Origin of the sequence: Nostoc foliaceum FACHB-393, assembly GCF_014698505.1 — a bacterium.
GTDB classification, from domain to species: Bacteria; Cyanobacteriota; Cyanobacteriia; order Cyanobacteriales; family Nostocaceae; genus Nostoc; species Nostoc foliaceum_A.
This window is the reverse complement of record NZ_JACJTD010000032.1, coordinates 38,660-62,912: the sequence shown is the minus strand read 5'-3', so window position 1 is coordinate 62,912 and position 24,253 is coordinate 38,660. Positions and strand designations below refer to the sequence as shown.

23 protein-coding genes are annotated in these 24,253 nt (G+C 39.2%); 9 read left to right on the top strand and 14 right to left on the bottom strand.

Annotated features, from left to right (window positions below):
• Nucleotides 1–191 precede the first annotated feature (191 nt).
• A complete protein-coding gene (locus tag H6G92_RS23555; protein ID WP_190896311.1) occupies nt 192–1,355 on the bottom strand; it encodes a glycosyltransferase family 4 protein in 1,164 nt (387 codons plus the stop codon).
• 17 nt (nt 1,356–1,372) lie between these two features.
• A complete protein-coding gene (locus tag H6G92_RS23550) occupies nt 1,373–2,215 on the bottom strand; it encodes a putative nucleotide-diphospho-sugar transferase (RefSeq protein ID WP_190896309.1) in 843 nt (280 codons plus the stop codon).
• A gap of 410 nt (nt 2,216–2,625) precedes the next feature.
• On the opposite strand from H6G92_RS23550, the gene gloB reads away from it, so the two are divergent.
• The 3 genes from gloB (at nt 2,626) to dnaB (ending at nt 5,455) form a co-directional block, all read left to right on the top strand.
• Nucleotides 2,626–3,399, top strand: a complete 774-nt coding sequence (gene gloB / locus H6G92_RS23545; protein WP_190896307.1) for a hydroxyacylglutathione hydrolase — start codon at nt 2,626–2,628, stop codon at nt 3,397–3,399.
• 169 nt (nt 3,400–3,568) lie between these two features.
• On the top strand, nt 3,569–4,027 hold the full coding sequence (gene rplI / locus H6G92_RS23540) for a 50S ribosomal protein L9 (RefSeq protein ID WP_190896305.1): 459 nt from the start codon (nt 3,569–3,571) through the stop codon (nt 4,025–4,027).
• 84 nt (nt 4,028–4,111) lie between these two features.
• Entirely contained in the window at nt 4,112–5,455 is a 1,344-nt protein-coding gene (gene dnaB, locus H6G92_RS23535; protein ID WP_190896303.1) for a replicative DNA helicase, read from the top strand.
• A 61-nt stretch (nt 5,456–5,516) separates the two neighbouring features.
• Here dnaB and H6G92_RS23530 read toward each other — a convergent pair whose 3' ends face one another.
• Nucleotides 5,517–6,038, bottom strand: coding sequence for an FKBP-type peptidyl-prolyl cis-trans isomerase (locus tag H6G92_RS23530; RefSeq protein ID WP_190896301.1), 522 nt, complete (start codon nt 6,036–6,038; stop codon nt 5,517–5,519).
• 78 nt (nt 6,039–6,116) lie between these two features.
• The gene (locus H6G92_RS23525; RefSeq protein ID WP_190896299.1) at nt 6,117–6,440 is read right to left on the bottom strand and encodes a phasin family protein; all 324 of its coding nucleotides are present in this window, start codon (nt 6,438–6,440) and stop codon (nt 6,117–6,119) included.
• A 206-nt stretch (nt 6,441–6,646) separates the two neighbouring features.
• Between H6G92_RS23525 and H6G92_RS23520 the strand changes: the two genes are divergently transcribed.
• Nucleotides 6,647–6,883, top strand: a complete 237-nt coding sequence (locus H6G92_RS23520) for a TIGR03792 family protein (protein WP_390625466.1) — start codon at nt 6,647–6,649, stop codon at nt 6,881–6,883.
• A gap of 342 nt (nt 6,884–7,225) precedes the next feature.
• On the opposite strand, the gene H6G92_RS23515 is transcribed toward H6G92_RS23520, so the two are convergent.
• Nucleotides 7,226–7,636, bottom strand: a complete 411-nt coding sequence (locus H6G92_RS23515; protein ID WP_190896296.1) for a 2TM domain-containing protein — start codon at nt 7,634–7,636, stop codon at nt 7,226–7,228.
• A gap of 855 nt (nt 7,637–8,491) precedes the next feature.
• Here H6G92_RS23515 and H6G92_RS23510 point away from each other — a divergent pair.
• Nucleotides 8,492–8,893 carry a fasciclin domain-containing protein gene (locus tag H6G92_RS23510; protein ID WP_190896294.1) on the top strand — a complete coding sequence of 134 codons (402 nt, stop codon included), beginning with the start codon at nt 8,492–8,494 and terminating at the stop codon, nt 8,891–8,893.
• Between the two features lie 189 nt (nt 8,894–9,082).
• Here the strand turns inward: H6G92_RS23510 and sfsA are convergent, their stop codons facing one another.
• Entirely contained in the window at nt 9,083–9,808 is a 726-nt protein-coding gene (gene sfsA, locus H6G92_RS23505; protein ID WP_190896292.1) for a DNA/RNA nuclease SfsA, read from the bottom strand.
• Between the two features lie 261 nt (nt 9,809–10,069).
• Here sfsA and H6G92_RS23500 point away from each other — a divergent pair, with 261 nt between their 5' ends.
• Nucleotides 10,070–10,738 (top strand): 2OG-Fe dioxygenase family protein, encoded by a 669-nt coding sequence (locus H6G92_RS23500; protein ID WP_190896290.1) that lies wholly within the window; start codon nt 10,070–10,072, stop codon nt 10,736–10,738.
• Nucleotides 10,739–10,740: 2 nt separating this feature from the next.
• Here the strand turns inward: H6G92_RS23500 and H6G92_RS23495 are convergent, their stop codons facing one another.
• Nucleotides 10,741–11,889 (bottom strand): DUF711 family protein, encoded by a 1,149-nt coding sequence (locus tag H6G92_RS23495; RefSeq protein ID WP_190896288.1) that lies wholly within the window; start codon nt 11,887–11,889, stop codon nt 10,741–10,743.
• Between the two features lie 263 nt (nt 11,890–12,152).
• Between H6G92_RS23495 and H6G92_RS23490 the strand changes: the two genes are divergently transcribed.
• Nucleotides 12,153–13,421 carry a tetratricopeptide repeat protein gene (locus H6G92_RS23490; RefSeq protein WP_190896286.1) on the top strand — a complete coding sequence of 423 codons (1,269 nt, stop codon included), beginning with the start codon at nt 12,153–12,155 and terminating at the stop codon, nt 13,419–13,421.
• Between the two features lie 209 nt (nt 13,422–13,630).
• Here H6G92_RS23490 and H6G92_RS23485 read toward each other — a convergent pair whose 3' ends face one another.
• From H6G92_RS23485 to hemE, 3 genes are all read right to left on the bottom strand, one after another.
• Entirely contained in the window at nt 13,631–15,229 is a 1,599-nt protein-coding gene (locus tag H6G92_RS23485; RefSeq protein WP_190896284.1) for a B12-binding domain-containing radical SAM protein, read from the bottom strand.
• A 193-nt stretch (nt 15,230–15,422) separates the two neighbouring features.
• A complete protein-coding gene (locus H6G92_RS23480) occupies nt 15,423–16,382 on the bottom strand; it encodes an NAD-dependent epimerase/dehydratase family protein (RefSeq protein ID WP_190896281.1) in 960 nt (319 codons plus the stop codon).
• 165 nt (nt 16,383–16,547) lie between these two features.
• Complete coding sequence (gene hemE / locus H6G92_RS23475) at nt 16,548–17,609, bottom strand: uroporphyrinogen decarboxylase (RefSeq protein ID WP_190896279.1); 1,062 nt, start codon at nt 17,607–17,609, stop codon at nt 16,548–16,550.
• A 222-nt stretch (nt 17,610–17,831) separates the two neighbouring features.
• Between hemE and H6G92_RS23470 the strand changes: the two genes are divergently transcribed.
• Nucleotides 17,832–18,581: a hypothetical protein gene (locus tag H6G92_RS23470; RefSeq protein WP_190896277.1), complete on the top strand. Its 750-nt coding sequence runs from the start codon at nt 17,832–17,834 to the stop codon at nt 18,579–18,581.
• Between the two features lie 3 nt (nt 18,582–18,584).
• Here the strand turns inward: H6G92_RS23470 and H6G92_RS23465 are convergent, their stop codons facing one another.
• The 3 genes from H6G92_RS23465 to H6G92_RS23455 all read right to left on the bottom strand — a co-directional run bounded on the left by H6G92_RS23465 (nt 18,585) and on the right by H6G92_RS23455 (nt 21,817).
• Nucleotides 18,585–19,880 carry an ABC transporter substrate-binding protein gene (locus tag H6G92_RS23465; protein WP_190896275.1) on the bottom strand — a complete coding sequence of 432 codons (1,296 nt, stop codon included), beginning with the start codon at nt 19,878–19,880 and terminating at the stop codon, nt 18,585–18,587.
• A 52-nt stretch (nt 19,881–19,932) separates the two neighbouring features.
• On the bottom strand, nt 19,933–21,084 hold the full coding sequence (locus H6G92_RS23460) for a glycosyltransferase (RefSeq protein ID WP_242059288.1): 1,152 nt from the start codon (nt 21,082–21,084) through the stop codon (nt 19,933–19,935).
• A 73-nt stretch (nt 21,085–21,157) separates the two neighbouring features.
• On the bottom strand, nt 21,158–21,817 hold the full coding sequence (locus tag H6G92_RS23455) for a glycosyltransferase family 2 protein (RefSeq protein ID WP_190896271.1): 660 nt from the start codon (nt 21,815–21,817) through the stop codon (nt 21,158–21,160).
• Between the two features lie 820 nt (nt 21,818–22,637).
• Between H6G92_RS23455 and H6G92_RS23450 the strand changes: the two genes are divergently transcribed.
• Entirely contained in the window at nt 22,638–23,387 is a 750-nt protein-coding gene (locus H6G92_RS23450) for a class I SAM-dependent methyltransferase (protein WP_190896269.1), read from the top strand.
• 47 nt (nt 23,388–23,434) lie between these two features.
• Here H6G92_RS23450 and H6G92_RS23445 read toward each other — a convergent pair whose 3' ends face one another.
• Nucleotides 23,435–24,238, bottom strand: a complete 804-nt coding sequence (locus H6G92_RS23445; protein ID WP_190896267.1) for an FkbM family methyltransferase — start codon at nt 24,236–24,238, stop codon at nt 23,435–23,437.
• Nucleotides 24,239–24,253: the final 15 nt, after the last annotated feature.

The window sequence follows — 24,253 nt, the reverse complement described above, 5'->3', positions numbered from 1 at the left end:
TAATATAATTCACACATTAGTTGCTAAATTAGCTAATCATAAAATAAATCAAACTAAATAATCTTCATCTCTCAACTCCGTTAAAACACAGTTACACCTACAACACCATTTGCCAGATAGAATACTAGAACCGATTTGGCACAATAAGGGGATGAAAATCTCTTTTTCAATGCCTAATGCCCAATCAAGATTCACAACTGAGCAATTATCGACTTGAGCACAGAAGCCATAGCCTCTATACTATAGTGTTCCACACATCTTTCTCTTGCTTTGATACCTTGCTGGTTTGCTGACTCTAAATTTTGAAAAATCAATTGAATTTGTTCAGCAATCTGTTCAGGACAAGCAGGCTCGACTAAGTAACCAGTATCACCTAAAATTTTAGGAATATCTCCAACACGTGTTGATAATACAGGTTTAGCCATTGCCATTCCATCTGTCAACTTCAGCGGAAATTGAGCACGAGTTTCTGGGGTATCTCGCTGCGGAACAACTACAATGTGAGCCGCTGCTACTAAATCAGGCATAACATCAGCTGGATATTTTGGTAATTTGATAATCCAGCGTCCCCACTTTTGTTGAAGTTGCTGATCATAATCATCATAAGGACTACCACCTACAATCACCAGTCTTAAGTCAGGCTGATTAATTTTATCGAGCGCCATGAGAACATCTTCTAGACCTTTATACGGTCTTGGCGCACCAGGAAACATTAAAATACGATATTCAGATAAACCATAACGATTTCTGCTGGACTCAGCATCATATCGAGCGGGATCAAATAAAGAAGTATCCTTACCATTGGGAACAAATGTACCGCCAAAACGCTGCTGCAAAAATTTAGTATGCACCGTCACAGCATCAGCGCTATTTACCAAACCTTCCATCCATTTCACATACAAAGGATGATAAGGATTCCTGAGTGCGCCATCTGGTTTCAACAATTCCCTAGCTAATTGTTTAGGTGTGGGACGATAATTCCAGTCATCGCCACCGTACCAACTTAGTTCCCAATCATCTATGTCTAAAATTAACGGTTTTTGGCTAAATATTTTCTTTAGTAGGGCAACTCCAAAACTAGCTATTTGTGGTTTTATAGCATAAATTATATCTCCATTAATTTTGGGTATAATTTTACCAATTTCTCCAAAAAAATCGGGGAAGTTTTTACCCGGCAAATTATAAACGTTTAATTCTGATGGTAAATTTCGATATAAATTATTTCCAAATAAAAACCCCATAATTTCAACTTCATATTCTAAACTTCTTAGGGCTGTTGCTATCAAGTATGCACGCAAAATAGCTGCACTTGATAAATCTGAAACCAACAGCGATATCTTGGAAAAATTTTTCACTATTTTTATACTTATTTTTATTTAGTGCGCCAAGGATTTGTAACTTGATTCGGTAAAAATACTTTAGCAAATCTGTCAAAAATTCTTGTATATAAGGAACGACTAATATTTTTAGCATACTGAGGTCGATAAGGATAAGTACAATGAAGGACTTTAATTTGATCCTGAATATTATAAGCATCCTGCCACTTACTGAGATAATTATAAGTAGGTGGCAGTATTTTCATGTGAGGGCGTACAGATGCGATCGCAGAAGCAAAAGCTCCTTGATCTTTTAAGAGTAATTTCTCTTGGTTATTTTTGACAATCTCAAAATAACGTTGAAATTCTTCAAAAAATATCTTGGTTACTTCTGTTTTCCGAAAAGCCATAAAACCGCCATTATACTGCACACTATCTTCTTGTAATGGTAACCCTACTGATTGCAAAATTGGCAAAACATTTGGCAAAAGGTCTTCTTGTTTACCACGTAATAAGTTTGTAGCCTTGACAATAGAAGGTTGTACATCTTCAGTTAGCAAAAAGTCATATTCATCTAAATAATCAAATACATCATTGATATCCGAAAGTAAACAAATATCTGAATCTAGATAAATCGTTTTATCAAATTCAGAAGCCGCATATAGAGCTAACTTAGCTTGCCGTGATGCTAAAACAGTATTTTCATTTGCAGGTGCTGGCTTTAAAATTACATTTTTGAATGCCTTAAGCAATGGATAAAGAATTATTGGAACTTGGTCAATTAAAATAATAATTGGCTCTTGATGAAACTTCCTAACTGCGGCTAAAAAATGAATACAATCTTGAAAAGAGTAAAGCCCAGTTAAAATTGTAATAAATCCTTTAGTTTGTGTTGACATAAATTAAAATAACAATTGTTGTTTACTTTGGAAATTAGATTTATATTTATTTTCATAAAATCTTACTCTAGTTTGAGTTATAGCCAAATCTGATAGAGTAGAGATAAGCAAAATATAAACTTAACAATTTCTTATTTTTAAGTAAATAAATAATAAAATTAATTTAACTTTGTATTTGTAGCTATTCCCAGAGAAAATTCACTGATAAATTCATCTGAAGTTGACTTGATTTAAGTATAATTACCGTGTAAGCACGGTTGTGTAATATCATGGTTAATACTGCAATATAGCTATAATAAACAAAGTATGAACACTTGATATAGCTTGTGGAGGTAGCATGATTATTCACTGGAATGTAAGATTGCTACTCAATACAAAAAATTTATTATGTTGTAAGGGAGGCACAGGTAATGCAGGTAATCCGTCTGGAAGCACTCTCAGACAACTATATATTCTTGTTGCATGATGACAAACAAAATATCGCCGCTGTTGTCGATCCAGCGGAGTCTCAACCAGTATTAAAGAAACTGGCAGAATTAAAAGCTGAGTTAGTAGCAATTTTTAACACGCACCACCATAACGATCATGTGGGTGGTAATAAGCAACTAATAGAACAATTCCCCCAACTGATAGTTTATGGAGGAGCTGAGGATCGTGGTAGAATTCCCGGACAACAGGTGTTTTTGCAACAAGGCGATCGCGTCCAGTTTGCAGACCGCATAGCTGAGGTTGTCTTCGTTCCCGGACATACCCGCGCTCACATCGTTTACTACTTTCCTCCCGAAAAAGCTGGTGAGACAGGCGATTTATTTTGCGGCGATACCTTATTTTCTGGCGGTTGCGGTCGCTTGTTTGAAGGAACACCTAGCCAAATGGTGAACTCTTTAAGCAAACTGCGCTCTCTACCCGATGATACACGCGTCTGGTGCGCCCACGAATACACCTTAAAAAATCTGCAATTTGCCCTAACCGTGGATGGCGGCAACGCCGACTTACAAAGACGTTTTAATGAAGTAAAAGCTTACCGTAGTCGAGGAGAAGCTACAATCCCCTCGCTGCTAGGAGTGGAGAAGCAAACTAATCCCTTTTTACGTTGGGATCAGCAATCATTACAATTAACTGTTAAAAGTAGCGATGCAGTCCAAACCTTTGCGCGGATACGGGAAATGAGAAATAACTTTTAGGCATTGAGCATTCCCTATCAATTTTCTAGCGCTAATAGTTGCGATCGCACCCTTCCTTTCGCTACGATCTGTAAGCTTTAGGGTATAGGTAAAGAAGCTTGGAATACAGCATTGACATTGTGAGCTATCCTACCCAAACCCAAATTAATCAGATTTTACAGGAAAAACGATGGCGAAACGCGTACAGTTAGTTTTAAATCAGGATATCAGCAAGCTGGGAAAATCTGGCGACTTAGTGGAAGTAGCTCCTGGCTACGCTCGTAATTATCTGATTCCCCAGAAATTGGCAACTAATGCCACTCCTGGTATTCTCAAGCAAGTAGAACGCCGTCGTGAGCAAGAGCGTCAACGGCAATTAGAACTTAGACAACAAGCTCTTGAGCAAAAAGAATCTTTAGAAAAAGTTGGCAGCTTGACAATTGCCAAGCCAGTTGGTGAAAACGAAGCAATTTTCGGTACTATCACCACCCAAGATGTTGCAGATGCAATTAAGGCAGCCACCGGTCAAGAAATCGATCGGCGTGGAATTACCATCCCCGATATTAACCACCTTGGTACTTATCAAGCTGAAATCAAGCTGTATTTGGAAGTAACGGCACAAGTCGATATTCAAGTCGTCGCTAGCTAGGAGACAGCAGGCTAACTTTTGTACAGACGCGATTAATCACGTCTGTACTCCTAACTAGCTTTCATCTCAAAACTAAAATCGTTTATGGCTGAAGAACTGAGTTTTCAAGGCGATGGTAGCAATCGCCTCCCACCACAAAATATTGAGGCGGAAGAAGCGATTTTGGGTGGTATTTTACTAGATCCAGAAGCGATTAGTCGAGTTAGCGATCGCCTCCTTCCCGAAGCTTTTTACATTAGCGCTCACAAAGATATTTATCAAGCAGCTGTGAGGCTCCACGCCCAAGGTAAACCCACAGATTTACTCTCAGTCACAAGTTGGCTGACTGACCATGAGATCCTTGCCCGCATTGGTGGCAGAAATAAGTTAGCAACTCTGGTAGATCGTACAGTGTCAGCCGTAAACATTGACGCCTTAGCAGGGTTAGTGATGGAAAAATACCTGCGGCGACAGTTAATTAAAGCTGGCAATGAAATTGTACATCTTGGTTACGAGACAGAAACCGAGTTACCACAGGTTTTAGATCAGGCAGAACAGAAAGTATTCGGCGTAACTCAAGAACGTCCTCAATCAGGTTTAGTTCATATTTCTGATACTCTAATTAATAATTTCCAGGATATTGAGGATCGAAATCAAGGCATCGCTTTACCTGGTATTCCCTGCGGATTTTACGATTTAGATGCGATGACCAGCGGCTTTCAACGTTCCGATTTGATTATTGTCGCGGGCAGGCCATCAATGGGGAAAACGGCCTTTTGCTTGAACCTTGCTCATAACATCGCTGCTTCTTATAAATTACCAGTTGCTGTCTTCAGCTTGGAAATGTCAAAAGAGCAATTGACGCAACGACTATTAGCTAGCGAAGCGCAAATTGAAAGTAGTTATCTGCGAACTGGTCGCCTCAGTCAAACACAGTGGGAACCTTTAAGCCGTGCTATTGGTATCCTTTCCGAGATGCCAATTTATATTGACGACACGCCGAATATTACAGTTACACAAATGCGTAGTCAGGCAAGAAGACTGCAAGCGGAAGTTGGAACTGAATTAGGATTAATTGTAATAGATTACTTGCAATTGATGGAAGGAGCAGGCGATAATCGCGTTCAAGAATTATCAAAAATTACACGTCAACTCAAAGGTTTAGCGCGTGAATTGTCTGTACCAGTTATTGCTTTATCTCAGTTGAGCCGAGGGGTGGAAGCACGTACTAACAAGCGTCCAATGTTATCTGATTTGAGAGAAAGTGGAAGTATTGAACAAGATGCGGATTTAGTAATAATGTTGTACCGCGATGAATATTATTCTCCTGATACTCCCGATCGCGGCATTGCAGAAGTAATTATAGCGAAACACCGCAACGGGCCTACAGGTACTGCGAAACTTTTGTTTAATCCACAGTTTACAAAGTTTCAAAATTTAAAAATTTAGCTATTGAATTGGGGGCTAGGAATTGGGAAAAACTAATGCCCAATTCCCCAGTCTCTAATCCCTACTTAACTCCGAGTAATTCCACATCAAACAGCAGAGTTGCGTTGGGTGGAATCACGCCACCGGCACCACGAGCGCCATAACCTAACTCTGAGGGGATGATTAACTGACGACGACCGCCTACCTTCATAGTGCTAAGTCCTTCATCCCAACCTTTGATTACCTGTCCAACGCCAATTTTAAAGCTGAAGGGTTGGCCGCGATCGCGTGAACTATCAAACTTAGTACCATCTTCTAGAGTGCCGACATAGTGAACTTCAACCGTTTGTCCAGGTTGAGGAGTCGCACCAGTCCCCTCTTTTAACTCGACATACTTCAATCCAGAGGGGGTGGTTACGGCATCAGCTTTAGACATAGTATTGCTCGCAATTAGAGTATTATTTTCAGTTACAGTTGTGGGCGCTGGCGGCGTTTGCGTTAACTGGGCAGCAATGGCAGTATTCTGTTTACTGCCTACTTGCCCCACAGCCAAAAGCACAACACACACCAGCATGAACGCCACGCTGAGGAAAATTGGTTTCAAAATCAGTTCTCCTTACTTAGGTATCCTGGCAAAAAGATTACCAACAGGACACATTTAGTTTAAATCAGAAAGGACATCCTAACGCCAAAGCTTATTTTCCAAATCGCGCAATTGACGCTCTAAACGATCAATTCTACCGCGCAGTTCGTCCACTTCCGACTGACGAGCTACCCCCAAATCTTGCATCATATTTCGCATTTGCCGTTGCATTTGGACATCGAAGTTTCCCTGCTCCGACTTTAACTGCTGGGCAATATCATCTATAACTGCCTTGGCTTGCTCAGGATTGAGCTTACCGTCTTTAACTAAATCATCGCTGACTTGGCGTAGTTTTTCTGCTACTAAAGACGTTGTGCCAAGACCCACCATCATTAGCTGTTGCAACCAGTTGTTGCTGTCCATACTCCCTTCCTCTTACTTGTTTCAAACCAGCCGATCCTTGCTCCTGAGTGTAGGCAATCAAGCTATGTTAAAAGCGTAGCTTGATTGCCTACATCTCTATTTTGGCAAATTAGCAAACACAGAGATCACAGGGTGTGCTTATAGAACGACTCAAGTTTAAGGTTGCCCCAAATTTAAGGGAAAATTTTATCTAAAAGGACACGCAAATTTGGACAATAGCGCTGGCTGAATATCCTAAATTTCTCGGTAAAAAGGTTTGGATAAGCCCCAATGACCACACAGAAGTTATCCTCATGATTCGTTGGGCGACACTGGAGCAGTTGAAAGCCTTGCCCCAAGCAGATTTGCCGACTATTGAAGACAAATTTATCCAACTACTAGGAGAATCCTCTCCAATAGTGGAGTCAGCAGAGTATCAAGTACGGAAATTTCTCCATTTCTAGGTGAAAGATCACTCCCACTAGTGAAGCACAGCATAAATCCACCTACCATCTCAATTAACAAGGCTTGGAGCTTAACAAGGGGCAAAATCCCTTTGTTAAAGGTAGGCAAACTTCCGCCACAGTGACTAGTGAAGCGATCGCCCCAAAAAATTATAGGAATCCAACTTCAGTTTTGCAAAGTATACTGACAACCAAAACCTGATTGTTTACGTGAGGTACACCCGTAGGGGCAGTGCCGTGCCCCTACATTTCGTGATGTAATTTTGTACCGCATCTGAATAGGAACCGCTATAAAAGTTAAAGCATCTCCTTCGCATTTCCATTCTTAAAAGTCAATAGAAGTTAAATTTTTGCACGCCATTTCTGAAAGGCTATCTCGTAATTCTCTGATTTAGTCTGATAAACACTCCACCAATGAAAAAATAGTCCTAACCCCCATCCTAATACTGGGAAGATAGCCCAAAAATAACTAGGACTGGTTATTAAATTCAAGAGAATGAGAAAGGAATTTACCGCTAGGAAGGAAATAAATTGTGTCCAAAAGGCTTTGCGTCGGAAAGTATTAAATGTGTGCCGTGAACGTTCCTCTTCTTGTTGAGCTAACCACTTTTTTTCGGTTGTTTCTAAAATATCAGAAGAAATGCCTAACTCAGATGCCATTTCTACAAGCTGTTCTCGTGAAAATTCACCTTCCTGTTTACGAGTGAGCGCTATTTGAAGGATTTTTTGCACATCTTCTGAATCGTAAGTCATTTTAATTACCTTATAAGTTTGTGTGTAAATGCGCTTTTGATTTCACGAAGTTTTCGATAGGCTTCGTTCAATTCAGTTAGCGAACGTCTCCACATTTTGCACCCAACACTTAGTGACATTCACAACCTTATTATTTTCTCACAATCGATTTAGGGCTACTGTATTTGCCAATACCTCTATATTGTTTTTATGACATTAAGCCAAACATTATCTGAAAGTTGAATGCTAGTAGTGTCAAAAAATATTGACAATTGCAGAGGTAAACTTCTCGTTTTTGAAGGGATGTTTTTGATGTTAATTAAAAATTGCCCTATTTGCATCGTATTTGAGCACAATTGCTAAAAGCATTAATGTGATAAGCCGTTTATATTTTGCAAGTATAGTTACATAGATAAAAAGTTAAATGTATTTAGTGATGAAATAATATTCATTACAAATAGGTTTATTACCAACTTTTTTGGTTAATAAATCTTGGCAAAAAGCGATCGCAAGCGCAGCTAAAACTTAACAAATACCTGTATTGCCCGTGGGGCATAGGTTTTTCTCTAAAACAACCAGATGTTTCCTAAATATCTAAAATCATATTTATACCAACTAAATAGTTCTATTTATCTATTTAACTGACTTTTTGGTAAAAAGAGTGCTGTATTGATACTAGTTAACAGCCGCATCCAGGAGTATTTGCAACTCATTCGCCCAGACAATGTACGTATAATTCTTTATTTGTATAAAAATATATACAATCTTTTATGATACCAATAAAAAATTTGATTTGACCTACGCCCAACGATAGATAGATTTTATTAAACAAATAGTTTAGATTTGTAACAAGTTACACAGAACTAGGTAAAGCACATGGCCAACATAATTGATACTGCCACTAATAATGGTTCTTTCAAGACACTAGTTGCAGCAATCCAAGCGGCTGGTCTAGAAGATACACTGAAAAGTGATGGGCCATTTACCGTCTTCGCACCTACTGATGAAGCATTTAATAAGCTTCCAGCAGGTACAGTAGACGCATTACTGAAAGATATTCCAAAGCTCAAGAAAATTTTGACCTATCATGTAGTCTCAGGGAAGGTACTAGCTGCTGATGTAGCTAAACTGAAGACAGCTAAAACAGTTGAAGGTTCAGATGTAAAAATTGACGCTTCTAATGGCGTTAAAATCAATGATGCAACAGTTGCAGCAGCAGATGTTGCTGCTGATAACGGTGTCATCCACGTAATTGACACAGTTTTGATCCCTGCATAAGCAAACGTCAGAATAGCGAATGCTATTTTTGGGGCGGTAACTAACTATAGTCGTTTCTCCATTACAGTCTGGTTGGATGTTTTTTAGCTAACACCAACTACCAACAAATCCATCTAGATACTGTCTAGATGGATTTATTGTTTTATGGGTGTAGAGATGTTGCAATTGCTAGTCTCTAATTAGGTGTAATCAAATTTTTAGTTTTGCCAAACCCAAATAACGGATACCTTCGGGGGAAATGTCAAAACGACAAGGTAAAACTTCTAAACCAAGAGCGATCGCATCCCGTAATAATTTACCATATACAGGATCTGTGCGATCGCCAGGAGAAAACTCGGTACAATCACCGCGATTGATAAAATAAAGCATCACCGCACGAGTTAGAGGTAGCAGCGCCATTAGTTCTCGCAAATGCTTCTGTCCTCTTATAGTTTCCGTGTCGGGAAATAAGGCTAATCTCTCCTCAGACAAAGTTGTATTTTTCACTTCTAAATAAATCGGGCGTTCCTGATCACTCCCCGTTAAGAAAAAATCCACTCGACTTTTTTTATCTAGCCCATAAACCACCTCGCCCTTTATTTGGCTATACTCACCCAATTCTGGAAAAAGATGTTTCGCCAAAGCTAGCTTTACCACTCGATTGGGCAAAAAAGTATTTATACCTACCCAAGTCGGCTCGTTGTCATGTACCTGAATTAGTTCCAAAGTGTAAGCCAATTTGCGGTTAAGATTATCACTTTTGGAAAGCTGTACCGCACTTTGAGGAGTCGAGACTCCAGTCATTGGCCCTGTATTAGGACAGTGTGCTGTCACTATTTCGCCAGAAGTAAGTTGAACATCAGCAAAAAACCGCTTGTAGCGCTTGAGTAAAACACCGGGATACAAAGGTGGGTAACGGTAAAGCCAGTCAATCATTATAAAACCTTGTTGCTGCTAGTAAATATACGTCGATTCCTTAGCAACCGAACCCCCATCAGCAAATCTTTTCAGCTGCTACTCATACACCCATGAATATTACTCCGCCCTGTGACAGAATTTGAGTAACTTTATATATCACAAAGTGTCAAATTTTGTAGTTAAATTTACAACATATTAATAAAAAGTAGCATATACTAAGTGTTATAAGTCTCCCATAAAAAATCCGGGAGAATTTCAATGTGCAAGGAGGTAAATCCTATGCAAAAAGTGTGGACATCAACGGAATTAGAATATGCTTTTCTGTTTACTCTAAGAAAAGTCAATTCGATCAATCCAGAAGGTTTCAAGGCATTTTTTAGTAATATGCCTATTGACCCTTATATCAAAGGCAACTATCGTTCGAGACGATTATCTCGGTTCACAGTCTCTGGAAATAAGTTAATCAAATTACCTCATGGCTACCTCTTGCAAAGTAAAGAGTATAATCCATTAGTGGGTGATATAAAAAGAGAGTTTGCAGAATTAGATGATGCACTCATAGAACTTGATATTTTTAGAAATCTTGTCTTAGCATTTAGTGATTCTTGTAAACTTCATCCTGAAGCTGAAATCGGAATTCATCAAATAAGAACTATTTGTTCGCCAGATAATTTGGGTAATCCAGCACCTGAAGGCATACATCAAGATGGTACTGATTTTATTGGCATATTCTCAGTAGATAGAGATAATATTCAAGGTGGAGAAACACATTTGTATACTGCCAAAAAAGAAAAGCCTGTGTTTAGCAAAGTTCTAAATCCAGGAGAACTTTTATTGGTCAATGATCATGATTTTTTCCACTTTACCACTCCTATAAAACCACAGATTGATGCTCAGGGAAGTAGAGATGTTTTTGTGCTGACTTCTCCCAGCTTACTTTCAGAATAATTTTAGTCAACTGTAAATATTTTACAATCTACGAGATATGGGGAATTGAATGTAGTCATTTCCCCAGCTTTTTTATTTGGAATCGGAAATAATCTTGCTGAGAGTGGTTTATCTAACTTGATGGCTAAAGTTGCCATATCAATTAATAAAGCTGCAATTTTTTCTATTGTTATATCACCTGGAATTGGAACTGTATCCAGTCCACAGCCACAAACTGCTGAATATAATAATAAATTTGTAATATCATAGGTTTGCTCATTAGCTCTGGTAGCTAATCCAACATCTTCACAAACTGGAAGCATTAGCCCAGAGTAGCCACAGATTTTTACTGATACGCTTTTCAACACACGAGTCAACATCCCAGAAATTGCTAGAGTTCCGGAATGCCCAAACTTGCCACTCATCAATTTTTCATAAGCAAAAGCAATGCTGTTTTTCTTATCCAAAGATGGAGCTAGAGAAGTATCAATTCCTTTATAATTAACGGCAAATTCATCAGCTATTTTATCAGCAATAACTGCGATTTTATTTAACTCCAATTCTAAAAATAATTGCAGGTTCTGCTCTGCTGTTGTAATATTATTAGCCTGAGAAAATACTTGCATTACCAAGTCACTTAATTCTAAACCTATAGCGAAAGATGTATTGCCTGTATGGTATGCAGTAGGGAAAAATGGGATATCTGGCTGGCAGTTTGCCCATGTACAAAAGCGAAAGTTACCATCGCCATTTTCACTTTCTTGGGAAATACGTTTAATAGCTTTGGCCGATTCCCTAGCATTCTCAAAATTGATGCCAGTTTCTCTATCGCCAATTTTGCTAGAGCAATAAATAATTGATGTATTTTTGTTAATATCTGGAATTATCTCTATGGTTTCGGGTTGGCTGGCATAACCAATATTGAAGAAGCTGATATTCAGACTTTGGCAAAGTTGTTCGAGATTTTTAATTTCATGGATAATTTCAATTGTTGACAAGTTTTGCAGATATTCTTCCCAGGTATTAGTGGCTATTCTCGTTGTTTGTACCTCATATCCTTGTTTTTCAAATACAATTTGTGCTTGCTGATTAAAGTCAGCCGCTTGTCTAATTTTTTCCTGTTCTCGTAAAGATTGAAGTGATATACCTGTTGTGATAGTTCTGATTTTCATTGGGATAACTTCTTATTGATAAGACTAATCAAAGTTGTATCCGATATTTGTACTAAATCTAACTCTAAAATCTGGAGGTGTATAATATTTAATTGGTTAATCCTGCCGATAAAATTTACGGCATGTGTTCGTTTTAATTCATTGAAAATACGAAATGAAGCAAAACCACACTGAATACTTAGAATATTAAGAGTGAGTGCATAGGTTAGGCTATGAAGCAAGCCTGCTGGAATTCAATTAACTGAATCAACCAAACAAATGCCATGAATAACGAATTCTACAATAGAGGATTGGAAAAGGCTAGACGAAAAGACTACGCTGGAGCAATTGAGGAATTTAACCATGCTTTACAATTAACACCTTACTTTACCGAAGCCTATTTGCAACGGGGTTTGGCACATTATGACTCAGGAGCAATACTTAAAGCTGTTTCAGATTATACTGAAGCTTTGAAACTGAATCCTGAGAGTGTAGAGGCATATTATTGTCGTGCATTGGCAAGAGTGGCGCTGAAAAATTTGCCTGGGGCGCTAGAGGATGTTGAACGCGCTATTCGTCTCAATCTCAACTACGCTGCTGCTTATAATTTGCGGGGGATAGTGCGGCGCAAACAGGGATATATTCAAGATGCGATCGCTAACTTTAAAAAAGCTGCACAATTATATCTAGAACAACAAGATAAAGACAATTGTCGTCTGTGTCTGGAACAAATTAAACAGCTACAGCCCCAAGAATTACCTGCTGTACAGCAATCACGTTCCACAAATGCGCCTATTTTATCCACAAAGGAATATTTCACGCAATTATTAGAAAAAGCTGAAAAGGGAGATACCCAAGAGGCACTCGCCGATTTAAACTGGATATTAAAAGCCGATCCGCAAGATGCCCAAGCTTACTGCTGTCGTGGGGTTGTGCGTTGCAAAATGGGGAATTATCGAGAAGCGATCGCAGATTTTAATCAAGCATTGCGACTAAATTTTCAAGATGCCATTGTCTATCGCAATCGAGGTAAAGCACGTTCTGTGTTGGGAGATCATCAAGGTGCGATCGCAGACTTCAACCAAGCACTCCAGATACAACCCCAAGATCCCTTAATCTATATTGCCAGAGGTAATGCCTATCGGGCAATGGGCAACTATCTCGGTGCAATTCAAGATTACACCCAAGCACTACAAATCAATCCTGATGATGCTCAAGCTTACTACAATCGCGGCATTGCCTATACTTGCATAGAAGAAATGCAAAACGCTGTGGAGAATTATCAACGGGCGGCGAGTATTTTTTGTGAACAAGAAGACTGGGGAAATTATCAACAAGTCTTAAGTAGCCTAGAAAAAATCCAAAAATTTAGTCCACAGTCAAAAAAGCAAAAATATAACCTATTACGTCAACGCCTTTTGCAAATGGTTGGTGGGTATTGGGAAATTGCCGAACGATTAATTCAGCAGAAGCAAGATTATTATCCTGGGATGTCAGACGAGTGGTATTTGCAAAAAGTAATTGATGATTTAGAACGCGATCGCGGTAGATAAAATATGAAGGAGGCAGGGGGCAGTTCCAATTCAGATGCGGTACAACATTACATCACGAGGTGTAGGGGCACGGCAGTGCCGTGCCCCTACGGGTGTACCTCACGTAAACGAAAACCGCTACAATTGAGAAATGCCACTACACACGAAAATTCACCCGTATAAATGGACGGGTGAAAATGGGATTGATCAATTGTTATTTTCTAATCAAACTAACTAACTACCGCTTCAGCTTTTTCCTCAGCTTTTTCCTTCACTAGCACATAAGGCTGTTCTGCACCTTGTGCTAGATATTCAGCTAGCTGACTTTCTATTTGATCGCGCACAATTTGGCGATACTCTAGAAAATGCTCGTTGTGGGCGCAAGCAGAGATGTAATGCTCAACAACTCCAGGGTTACGCTTGAGAATACTGAACAAATGATGCCAGAATTTCCAGCGGGTTTCCCGTTTGATTCCTTGTCGCCAAATCACAATTAGCAGCGCTTTCACAACCACCCACTCTGGCATTTTCGCTGGCGCTTTCCAACTTGGCAAACCCATCATCAGAAAACAGCGGTAGGTGCGATCTAAGTACTGTACTGGATCGTATAAAGTACAAAATGCCTCAATATATTCTCGTGCAAGTTCTTCCAGAGGGCGGGTGGGAAGGAAGTTCATCAATGTTGTTTGGTTGATGTTGCCATCTTGATTTTCCCGGAGTCGTCCTTCTTTTTTCAGGCGATGCCAAAGCGCGGTATTAGGTAACGCTTGTAACATGGCAAAGGTAGTTGAGGGAATTGCTGCTTGTTCAGCAAAGCGGACAATGCGATCGCCTGCGCCTGCTTTTTCGCCATCAAAGCCGATAATAAACCCAGCCATTGGGCGCAATCCGGCTTTGATAATGGTTTCCACTGCCTCAGTTAGAGAACTGCGAGTATTTTGAAACTTCTTGGTCATTTGCAAACTATCCTCATCCGGCGTTTCAATTCCCAAAAACACCGCCGAGAAACCAGACTCAACCATCAACTCCAACATTTCTGCGTCTTGGGCTAAGTCAATTGAAGCTTCAGTGTCAAATCGGAAGGGATATTTGTGTTCTGCCATCCAGACTTTTAACTCTTTCAGCAACAATTTCACATTTCGCTTGTTGCCAATAAAGTTGTCATCCACCATGAACACACCCCGCCGCCAACCCAATTCGTAGAGGCAATCTAACTCTGCTAACAGTTGTGCTGGGGTTTTGGTGCGTGGTTTACGCCCGTAGAGAACAATAATGTCACAAAATTCGCACTGGAAAGGACACCCGCGCGAAAACTGCACCGACATCATGTCATAAGCATCCAATTCTAATAAATCAAAGCGGGGTATTGGGGTGCTTGTGACATCAGGTTTTTCTGTGGCGCGGAAAGTGCCAGATGTTTCACCCCGTTTAATTGCCTCAATAAACATGGGGAGAGTGATTTCGCCTTCATCCAGAATCAGAAAATCTGCGCCAACATTTTCAACTTCGTGAGGTACAGAAGTGGGGTACGGGCCGCCAACTGCGACTAGCTTGCCACGTTTTTTTGCTTCCTGGATTTGCTCAAGTAAATCTTGTTTCTGGACAATCATCGCAGAGAGGATTACTACATCTGCCCATGCCCACTCTTCTTCTGTTGCTGGGCGGATGTTGCGATCGACCAGTTTGAATTCCCATTCTTGGGGCAAAATCGCGGCTACTGTTACTAAACCCAGAGGTGGTAATAAAACCTTGCGATCGACTAACTCCAAGATTTTTTCATAAGACCAAAAAGTTTTGGGAAATATTGGATACACTAACAAGATTCGCATGTAGTATCAATCCTCACACTTTGATTGTTATCCCACTCTAACGAAAATAAAGAGTTATTGACTTTTTATTAAAACCTCGTTTCCAGTTTCTACCTGGAAATGCACCTGATTGGTCTGCTGTCGCAAGTCAAAAGGTAGCGGCCTTTCATTTGGCATTCCCAGTCTGACTGAGAACGAGACAAAGAGTTATTGACTATTTATTAGCACGTTTAACGCCACTAATTTTTAAAACATCACTCATGGTTGCACAATAATTTGGCAAGCCGAAACTATCAGGATTGATGAATTTTTCATAAGTAAAATGCCGATAGTTCATACAAAACCGATCCCAAGCCGCCATCTGAATGCGGAACAAAATAATAATCAAATTAGCCAATGCTATAGATATGGGAATGCGAAAGTAAATCTTTTTGCCCAAATAAGCACAAACTTCTTTCACTGCTTGATTAGCAGTTAACGGTGCTTGACCTAAAACAAGCCGACGTGGTTGATCATTTTTGACAGGATGATCAATTAAATATCGCACGACAGTAGCAATATCTCGTCCGTGGATAAAGTGAAAACTGCCATCTGCTTTTAAAAAGCGAATCAAATTAATATATTTTGTAACTTCTGGAATACCAGATGTGACAGCAGAATAAGGTTTATTCGCATCACCGCCTAACACTACAGTAGGAAATACTGTGGTAATTTTGGGTGCGATCGCTAATTTTTCTTTTTTCTGTAAGCAGTCATATTTAGAACGGATGTAATCTGTACCAATTTCCCCGGCTTCTTTTAATGGTTGATTGTACCGATCCAAAACGCTAGCTGTTGAAAAATAAATCACCTGCTGGCAACGTTCTGGATCTAGCATTTCCAGCAACTCTATAGTTTTGACGACATTAATATCAAATGTCTCATCACCACCCCAAGCTGTGGCTGTGAGTACTGCCGTATCAATTGTGGATAGCAAATCGGCAAATTGGCGAATATTTTGCATATCACCTTGCAAAACGTTGATACCCGAACGTGCCTTAATATCAACTTGCAGTTTGCTTGGGTTCCTAACTAGTAGATACAGTTCGTAATCTGTTTCTTTTATTAAGGCTTCTGTTAAATAATGACCTACACAACCACTTGCACCAGTCACTAAAATCCGTTTCTGGCTCATAGAGAATTTTTCAAAATTTAGGAGTTAAAACTAAAGAGTTAAGAATAAAGTTAAAAGTTCCGAATCCCAACTGATAACTCTGGGAATTTTAGATTTTGAATTTTGGATTTTGGATTAAAAGAAAAATCTAAAATCTAAAATCTAAAATCTAAAATTAAATGACTCTTAACCCTTAACTCCTGCAAGATTCAGTTCCTTTGCTGTTTCAAAAAAGAAAGCGACATTTTCTTCAGGAGTTTCTGGTAAGACACCGTGACCGAGATTGAGAATGTGACCCCAATTACCAGCTTTGCGAACGGTATCAAGAATGCGATCGCGGATAAACTGTTTAGAGCCAAATAGCACACCTGGGTCAAGATTTCCTTGAACTTTGACTTGTTTGCCCAATCTAGCCCGTGCGTCTGCCATATCCACGGCCCAGTCTACACTGACAATATCAGCGCCAGATTGTCCCATTCTTTCCAACACACCCGCACTACCGCTAACTAGCAAAATTAATGGTGTATCGGGATGGGTTTGCTTAACTTGCTGGAAAACTCTCTGCTGATAGGGGAGAGCAAAGGTGTCATAATCTTGAGGACTCAATTGACCCGCCCAAGAATCGAACATTTGCACAACTTGAGCACCACAGTCAATTTGATAGCGGGCATAGATGGCGATCGCATCTGCTAATTTAGTTAACAATTGATGCAGTATCGTCGGGTCTGAGAATGCCATGTTTTTGATGATGGAATAGGTTTTAGAACCTTTTCCTTCCACCGCATAAGCTGCTAATGTCCACGGCGCACCCACGAAACCTAACACCGTTGATTTATCGCCCACTTCGGAGCGCAACGCCTGCAAAATTGTCTTAATAAATGGTAGAGCTGCTTCTGGTTCTAAAGGATGCAGACGCTCAATTTGTTCTTGAGTGCGGAGGGGTGAGTGAATGATTGGCCCTTTACCTTCGGCAATATCCATGTCAATACCCAAACCAGGTAATGGGGTGACAATATCAGAAAATAAAATTACTCCGTCTGGCTGAAAGGCTCTCCAGGGTTGCAAAGAAACTTCAATTGCTACTTCTGGAATTTCGGAGCGATCGCGAAACGAAGGATACTTATCTCTTAAGTCTCGATATGCTTTCATATATCGTCCTGCTTGTCGCATCATCCAGACAGGGGGACGATCTACTACTTCACCACGAGCAGCCCGTAAGAGATGAGGAGTCGTTGAAGAAACACCCATTTATTACTTCATCCTAAGTCACATTTTTATGCCACTGTTTAGCTTATCATTCTGGGATTACGCTTTTTCAGCAGGTTTACCTCAAAAGCGCTAGTCGCTTTACAGCAAAGGGCAATCGGGGGTCGGGAATCGGATAAAACAAGAATTAACAATAAAAGTGGAATATAAAAGAATTTCGTCACTCTTTTGTGTTTTCTCCACTCTCTACTCCCCTAACTTGATATGCAAACTGACTCTAACAGTCCCGATCATGTTGCATCTGCTAATAACGAGCCTAACCCAGGAAAATTTTTGATTCCGCGATCGCAGCGACAGAGGTTCTTTATTCAGTTTACCTTAATGACCCTGATTGGATGGGTTGTGGGTGGCGTTGCCAGTATCGCCTTAGAGAAAATTATTCTCCAAAGCTTACTTAGTGTTGCAATCCAACCACAAACATGGAGCATTTTGGCCAGAAGTCTCAGTAATGTTGTATTTGCAGTAATTTTCGCTGCTGACCAGAGCCTTGTGCTTTACCGATATTTACCGGGTTGGCAGTGGCTATTTGCTACTAGCGTTGGTTGGCTGATTGCCAACGGCGTTTCTACAGCCTGGATTAACTACATTTCAACTATTGCCTCATCGTTAAATGAAACTTTATCTCCTGAACAAACTTTTATTTTTGGATTTCTGTCTGCGATCGCATATATAATTTCTGGTATTTGGCTGGGGCTTTGCCAATGGCTGGTATTGAGGCGATATACAACAGGTATTTGGTGGTGGAATTTTTTACCTTCAATTTCTTTCTTATTAATTAGTATTTTGGTTTGGTTGCTTTTTATTGTGCAAAATTTGATTCCAGACACCTACCGTACTTTCATATTATATTGGAGTGGACAAGGGCTTACAGCAGTAATACTAGGAGCCATACCAGCAATTGGTTTGTGTGTATTGAAAAGAAATCCACATGGACAAACTAGAGTTTCTTCATGATTTTCATTTGTCATCCCAAATAAGTTCTAAACGCTCTTGTGCTGTTTTGAGTGCTTTTTCGGCAGACTCACCTAGCAATGTAGCCTCGATCGCTCGACCAAGACTGTCAGAAAGACGACTATATCCAGCAATTATCGGTTGAGAACGTGCCACAGATAGTTGTTCAAAAAACACTTTTAACACTGGTTTTTCATTAATGAATTGCTGATAAGCTTTGCTTTGAGCCGATGTAAGGGTAACTGGCAAAAAACCCGTCCCAATACTCCATTCGGTTTGGAATTCCTCACTCAAAACATACTCTAAAAATTTGAATGCTGCTTGCTCTCTTGCTGGTGTAGTCTTCATCACAAATAAATTTCCAGTACCTGTGACTGTAGCAGGTCTGACACTTGCTGGTATAGGTAATACCTGATGATCAACGTCAGATTTCATGATTAACGTCCAAGGGCCTGTGATCTGCATTGCAACACGACCGGTAAGAAAAGCGTCCTCTTCATAACCTCGTTCTGGGGCGGAAAGCAATACTGAACCATCTTTTATCAGGTCTTGCCAGAATTGTAAGGCAGTGATCGCACCCGCATTAGTTAAATTGGGGCGATTATTAGTTACAACCTCTCCCGCAGCACCAAATAAAAACGGGAACCAACTAAATACGGTCCATCCTCCTTTTCCTAAAGGCAGTAATATTCCATACTGCTCAGGTCGGCGATCGCCATTGCGGTCTATAGTTAATTTTTTTGCAACTTGTCTCAATTCATCCCAAGTCTTGGGTAATTCTGTGATCCCCGCAGCTTCAAAAAGTTTAGGGCGATAAAAAATACCAATGTTACTAGTGTGCATTGGGATTGACCAAATATGACCACCTAACTGCATTTCTTCCAGTAGATTAGGTCTGATGTCTGACTTTAGTGGTAATCTGTCTAACCATTCTTCTAAAGGTCGAATTGCCCCTAGTTCTACAAATTGGCCTGTATATTCAGGATGGAAAGATAGGAGGTCTGGTGGCACATTGGCAACCACTGATGTTAATAATTTTGGTAATTGAGGTTCACTCTCAAAGATAGATTCCACCTGAATATCAGGATGAGTCTGATTAAATTTATCTACTAGCTTTTGAAATATATCTCGATTTGCGGGGGGATTAATAGCTTGCCATAGTGTCAGATGAATTACCCCATCTTCCTTTTGTTTTATCCCCTGACAACTAAATAAAAATAGAAGACACAAGCTCAAAATGATTCCTAGAAGCGACAAACGCCAAAAAACTTTAATTTTGGAAGCTAGAAAATTAATATTCATATAAATTATTTAAACACAAATATAAGTCATATAGTAATTCCCAACCAACTAATCACAGTTTTTGAAAAACAACTTGTTTAAGCAAAGTTTCTAACTTGTTAGCACAGCTATTTTCACTAAAAAATTGTGCTATTTGCTCAGAGCGATTAATCTTTTCTTGAGGAGTTTTTATATGTTCAATAATAGCTTCAGCTAATGCATCTACATCATTTGGTGGTACTATTGTTCCGCATTTAAGTACTTCAGAAATCTCACGTGGGCCAACTGGACAATCAGTGGCAATAAACGTTACTCCACTAGCTACAGCTTCTACTAGAACTAATGGCAAACCTTCAAAATGGGAAGCAAGTATAACTGCTCTAGACAATGAAAAGTAAGCTCTAGGATTGAGAACAGAACCGGCAAAGAGCACAATTTCATCAATGGCTAAAAACTTTGTCATAGCTTGGATCTCTATCTCTAAATCACCTTCCCCTAACAAAATCAGCCGAATATTTAAGTAATTTTTACTAGCCTTAGCAAATGCCTTGAGTAAAGTTTTATGGTCTTTTTGATGGTGAAATCTGGAAGCACATACAAAGGTAATCAACTGCGAATTGTTAAACCAAGATATGGCTGTAGGATGAAGAGGTTGGTTACTAATATCATCTATAGCCGGATTATAGGATATGACGGTTCGATGGTGGTTTAAGCCAATGTTTGCAAACCTTTGATAGAGAGCCTTGCAAACAAATATTAATCCACCAGCTTGCTGAAGCGCAAGCATATCAATTTTGCTAGCAAGACTTATAAATAAGTTTTGAATCAATGCACTGATGGGGTTTGTTTTAGGTTCAACATGTGATTCAGAAATATAATCACTGTGAATATAGCTAATGTAGGGAACAGATAAACTTCCAGGGATGAATTTAGATAGATAAAAGAGTTTAGTGACAAATGCACTATGACAAACAATAATATCCGGTTTCTGTTTAGCAATAACCCTGCTTAATTTTATTGCTACCCGTATTTGGTGTATTATCCCCCCAATCATAAATAGCGTACCTGCAACTTTCATAACAATCACAGTTTTGGCAGCTTTAAAAGATACTATCCATTGTGGCTCTAAAACAGTGAGCACCACAGTAGAGACTTGGTAGCCAGCTTTGGACTGAGAAGAAATTAGCGAATCAGCAACTTTTGGCGCTCCACCAATGTTATTCAAAACTATATGACAAATATGCATAGTTGCAGGTAGCGTTATGCTTAGTGGATTAAGATAAACCGAATTAAAGTTTTTAGGTTAATGAGCGCTGTTCCAAAACATTCTTGGTAATACTTGTTTCTGCTCTTGTATAAACGTAGGTTTGCGGTTCTGTAACTTTTTGAGTTTTGAAAATTTTGTCTGCCCGTTTCCAAAAGTCTGTATCTTCTCCATAGGAAATATTATTAAATCCCTGCAATTCAAAAAATACTCGTCTCTTACCAAAAAATGTAGGGCCTAAAACACATTTGCGTAAATTAATTATTTGATTTGTTTGAAAATAATCGGCTACAAAAATCTCTTCTTCAGAGAAAAAGCCTCCTTCAATCAAGTCAATTTCTGGATTAGCTTGCATGTATTTAAGTCGTGACTCTAGATGATTGGGTCTATATGTATCATCACTGTCAATAAATGTGATATATTTACCAAAAGATGATTGAACTCCGGCGTTTTTAGAGTACGCTAATTTTTTATTTTGGTGTTTTAAATAACGTATATTATTAAATTTTTCCAGATAGGGTTTGACAATTTCAAAAGTATTGTCTTGGCTACCATCATCAACTACCAAAAGTTCCCAATCTTTAAAAGTTTGCTCAAGAACACTATTGATGCAATTATTTAAATATTTTTCTCGATTGTAGGTACAAAGTATGACTGAAATTTCGGGACTGTAGTCAAAGACGATGGGACTCATAAGAGTTAAATGTTCAATTTGTAACTAGTTTAAAATCGTTAACACTGGCAAAATAGCATCATAACCAAATAAATAATGATGCTAGTTGTGATTTATTCACTGGTATTGAATATGCCATGATCTGACACCCGTCAAAGGCATCGTGCAATACTTGCTGTACAGTAAAGGTAAGTGCATTTGACGTTGATTTACATTACACTGGTTGACCCCCTCAGCCAATTTTGCAGACTTTATCAAACACCACTTCAACATTATTGTCCTGAAGATGGCATTTGCCCTATTTTTCCTTTTGGGACTATAACCCAGATTAGTGATCATGTCTACATAATTTAAGGTAATTTGCTTACGTACCGTTTCATCGTAAGTATTTATAAGAACCGTAAAAGAGGGACAAAGGGTTGTGAACTTTGCCAAAGTTGTAATGTGAGTGCGATCGCAAAGGACACGTTGAGCAAAGCCGTTCCCGTCCGTGCAAGGTTTCCGTCAAGAGAAGGGTAGAAATAAGAGTTTTAGAGAGTTATTGCGTTAGTTCTAATTTAGGACAGCTCCTAAAGCAATCAATGTTAGTGTTAGGGCGAATTTATCGACGATAACCATGCGATCGCCTCTCTTTCTACCTCGACCGTAAATGCTTCTAATTCTCGCAAAGCCCACTAGGAGGAACTACCTTTAATAAATCACCTCGTTCTAAGGGTGGTAGGAGAATTGTTGTTTCAGGATTGCATCAATTATGAAAATTTAGGTTTTGAAAAAAAGTAAGTATAAAAGTTTGATTCAGTTTAAAATATAATGTATCGAATTAATGAAAATAGTTAAATTCATGGTTAAGTATCCTGCTCCAGCTTTCTTAAGTGATTATTGGCAAAATTCATTTAACTTAAAACAACATTTACAGAAATTTTTGCATTTGGATGCAGAAACACTAGAAAACAAGTTAGCGGTAGGACAAGAAGAAATGGCCGAGTTAGGCCATAAAGACTTTGATTGGGATACAGCAACGGATTTTTATCGTGACCAGGTGGGAGAGATTTATTTATTTGAGTTGGGAGCTTGGCATCTAGAACAAAGTCAAAATATTGAAAATACATTGCATTTGATTGTAGATCATGCCCAAGGTCGGGTGTTAGATTTTGGCGGTGGAATTGGTACTCATGCAATTAATGCTGCCCTTTGTCCACAGGTTGAGCAAGTAATATTTTGCGATCTTAATCCTATTCATAATGATTTTGTGCGTTATCGAGCTGAACAGATGGGTTTGAGCCACAAAATAAGTTTTTGCTTAGAAATGCCTGAAAAAGAGACTTTTGATACCATCATTTCTTTTGATGTTTTAGAACATTTGTCAGACCCCACCCAACAGTTACTAAAGTTTCATGAAGCACTGACACCTGGTGGTAAAACAATCTTGAACTGGTATTTCTTTAAAGGCTTTAATCAAGATTATCCTTTTCACGTTGATGATCCTCAAATAGTAGAAACTTTCTACAGGACGCTTCAGAGCAAATTCTTAGAAATTTTTCACCCTTATTACTGCACAGCTCGTTGCTACCGGAAATGGGATTCAGTTTAACTCAAGCCCCACAGTAGTTTTATATGTAAAGATAAAAACTACTGTGTTTATAAACTAACATGAGTATCGTACCAAGGTTCCTTGATATTTAGCCTGTCTAGTAACATTTTCCCCAGAGGAAATCGATAAATAATCCCATTCACTCCAATTATTTTATAAGTCAAAAAAATGCCTTTATAGACCTTGATTACTTCACTCTCAGAAAGCCAAGTATCTGGGGTTTCTTCTCCAAAAAGTCCGCTAGCACCATATTCAAACTGATGTTTGATATACTGACCTTCTCTTGCTGGTGAAGGACAGACTTGTTTCGGTACGTGCCCCTGACTGATGGCTTTGAATTTGTGATAACCAAGCTCTTTTAACAGCGCAAATTCTTCCAGCAGTTCCTTCCAAGAAGTCTTGGTTGATTCTATAGACAGGAACTGTGGTTTATTATCAAAGTGCCGTAATGCCTGTATGCATAATAAATCAGCACCTTCAATATCTACTTTGAGATAGTAGGGAATGCCAAATTCCTTCAAAATGCTTTCAAATCTCCGCCCTTCTACAACCATCTCGATGGAAGGCGCATCAAAAGAGCTTTCGTTTCGAATAGCCCAATCTGGTGAAGTTGTACCCCAAAAGCTTCTCTCCAAATTGGCGTAAAAAGTGACTGGCTCATCTTTCGGTGATACAGCAATATTTAGAAGGGTAAGTTGACCATTTTCTATATATAAATTTAGTCGCTTTTTTGTAGCTTCGTAAAGCTCAGGATGAGCCTCAATACCAATAACTCGAAAGCCTTTTTTTAAGTAAAACTCTGTATCCTCGCCTGTGTGAACACCAACATCAATTATTAAGTTTTTATCCATAAATCACATTTTCCT